The sequence below is a fragment of the Variovorax sp. P4_D9 genome, from assembly GCF_056401695.1.
On sequence record NZ_JBFUIU010001050.1, the window covers coordinates 1 to 2,643 of the forward strand.

The 2,643-nt window shown below is 64.7% G+C and carries 2 protein-coding genes; one reads left to right on the plus strand and one right to left on the minus strand.

What is annotated here, in order from left to right:
• The first annotated feature begins 782 nt into the window (after positions 1-782).
• A complete protein-coding gene (locus AC1DY5_RS50685) occupies positions 783-1,784 on the plus strand; it encodes a tripartite tricarboxylate transporter substrate binding protein (protein WP_478121858.1) in 1,002 nt (333 codons plus the stop codon).
• A gap of 237 nt (positions 1,785-2,021) precedes the next feature.
• Here AC1DY5_RS50685 and AC1DY5_RS50690 read toward each other — a convergent pair whose 3' ends face one another.
• On the minus strand, positions 2,022-2,549 hold the full coding sequence (locus AC1DY5_RS50690) for an HD domain-containing protein (protein ID WP_478121859.1): 528 nt from the start codon (positions 2,547-2,549) through the stop codon (positions 2,022-2,024).
• Positions 2,550-2,643 lie beyond the last annotated feature (94 nt).

Here is a 2,643-nt window from a genome sequence, read left to right on the forward strand (position 1 = left end):
ACGCACGACAATCACTTATCGGCACGGCTGCGCGAAAGCCGCTGCACTTGAGTTGTTGAAAACCGAAGGAAAACGTCTCGGGACCGTATCAATCCGCACGAAATAGGACGATCAACCCTTGACCGGCACGTCCGAATACTTCCCGACATTGAATCGGAACGTTCCCCGGAAGTTGTGCGAGAAGTGCGCTGGCCCGATTCACCGCAGCACAAACGAACAACCCGCCAGCGGAATAATCCGGAGGCGGGCTGCCTGTCATCCTCCAGCTTCCTCAGTTTGCACTACCGGGTTCCCCTTTCGGCGTTCCTTTCGCGCCTTCCGCTTGGCCTTCGGACGACGACGTCAGTATATGCCTTTTCACCGAGAGCACAGCCCACATTGGACAAGCCGGTAGGGGCTTTCCGCGGGGCCCCTCAGGCTGCCGGCTTTGTCGAATTTGCTGTAAGACGGGGTGGAGAGCGATTCAAACGGTGGGGTCAGTGGATGCCATCCGGTTCGAACGCCAATCGCGAATGTCCGCTGCTCAACGGCCCCGAGTGGAGGCGCGGCCATGAGTCGGCGCTCACTGGCCATGCAGGGCGGCGAGAACCACCATCAAGTGGGGGCACCCTCCCGCAAGGAGGGGGCTCCATGGCGCTCCGATCCCAATTCTCCGGGGGCAACACCGGCGGCCCGGCAAAGCCGGTTCCCCGGTGCTCCCCGAAAGTCAGGCCTCGGCTTCATGCGCAGTGGATGCGCAAAGGGCGATGGTGCAAATGATATGAATACATAGGAAGTCGAACATGAAAACGAATCTGACAAGGCGGCGCATCGCCCAGGCTTCTCTGCTCTCGCTGCTCGGCCTCGCCGGCCTGGCGCAGGCTCAGAACGCGGCTCCGGCCGCGAAGTGGCCCGACAAGACGGTGCGCATCGTCGCGGCCGGCCCTGCGGGTGCATCGGCGGACATCATCGCGCGCCTGGTGGCCGATGGGCTCGCGAAGGAGAGCAGCCAGCCGGTGGTGGTGGACCCGAAGCCCGGCGCCGGCGGCGTGCTCGCGGTGAACGACCTGTCGCAGGCCCCGCATGACGGCTACACGGTGCTGGTGGGCGTCAATTCGCTGGTCAGTGAGATCCCGCACATCGTCAAGATGCGCAACGACATGTCCAAGGAGATCAAGCCCCTGGTCGAGCTCGGCCGCGGCGGCCTGGTGATGGTGGGTGGACCCGGGGTGCCGGCGAAGAACTTCGGCGAGCTGATGAGCTGGGTCAAGAGCAACCCCGGCAAGGTCAGCTATGCCTCCTACACGCCGGGCACGGTCTCGCACGTGATCGGCCTGCAGCTAAACAAGGCCGCCGGCATCAACATGACCCATGTCGGCTACAAGGGATCCACGCCGGCGCTGACCGACGTGATGGGCGGCCACGTGCAGCTCATGTTCGACGGCATGGCGACTTCGCTGCCGATGATCAAGTCGGGCAAGGTCAAGGCTTTCGCGGTGAGCACGCCCAAGCGCTCGGCCCTGCTGCCCGACGTGCCCACCTTCGCGGAGCTCGGCTACCCGCAGCTGGAGACCGTGGCGTGGATGGGCCTGTGGGTCAAGCCCGACGTGCCCGCCGCGGTGCAGAACAGCATCCGCGAGGCCGTGCTGAGGGTGCTGGCGCAGCCGGCGGTGCGCACGCGCCTTCTGGAGCTGGGCCTCGAGGCCGTGCCGTCGCGCACGCCCGAGGAGCTGAGCAAGTCGCTGAGCGCCGACTACCAGCGCGTGGGCGAGGCGCTCAAGTCGATCGACTTCAAGCCCGAGTGAGGCCCGTGGCCCTCGTCGGGCCGTGCGGGCGGCCGCACTGGCGGCGTTCGCCCGCGCTCACTGGCCACCGGCAAATGCAGATGGGTTGCTCTTGAGGGCAATGGAAAGTGACACGTCCGCACACCCCACCATTTGAATCGCTCTCGATGCACGTTGTGGTAGACGGCTGGAGAGTTCGCACCTCTCTGGCCGTCGCCTTTTCTGCCCCGCATTGACCGCCGCGGGGCTTGGCGGTTGTCAGRTCCTCGCGCTGTATGCCTCGTCGAAGATTGCTTCCAGCTTCGGTGACACGCCACGCACCTGGTCGATCACTTCCTTCGCCCAATCGAAGTATTCGCGCCGGCGTTGGTCGGGCCAGTCAGCAGGCGGGCTCGTGTCCATGTCGCGCAGATTGCAGATCTTGTCGGCCAACTTCACCAGCTTCGCCTTTTCGCTCGCGTGCGCCGCGTGCTCGATCTGCAGTCGCTTGCGTTCGGCCTTGTGCAGCACCTTGTCGTCGGTTACTTCGAGCACGATCGCCGCCACCTCGGCGCCGAACTCCTGCTGCAGCTCGGCATCGGTCGTATCAGTGTCCTCGACGGTGTCATGGAGCAGCGCGGCGCAGATCGTCGCGGCATCGGTGATGCCGCCTTCCTCCGACAGGACACGCGCCAGCTCCAAGGGATGATTGATGTAGGGCGACGCGTGAGCATCCTTGCGTCGCTGATTGCGGTGCTTAAACGCTGCGAACGAAGCAGCGCGAAGAATCTTCGTTACGTCGCTCATGCCTTCGGCTCCTTGGCCTTGTCGATCGCCTTGTGCAGCCACGCCATCCCTAGCCGCCGCAACTTCGCCCAGCGCGCCGGGGTGAGGCGCAGCG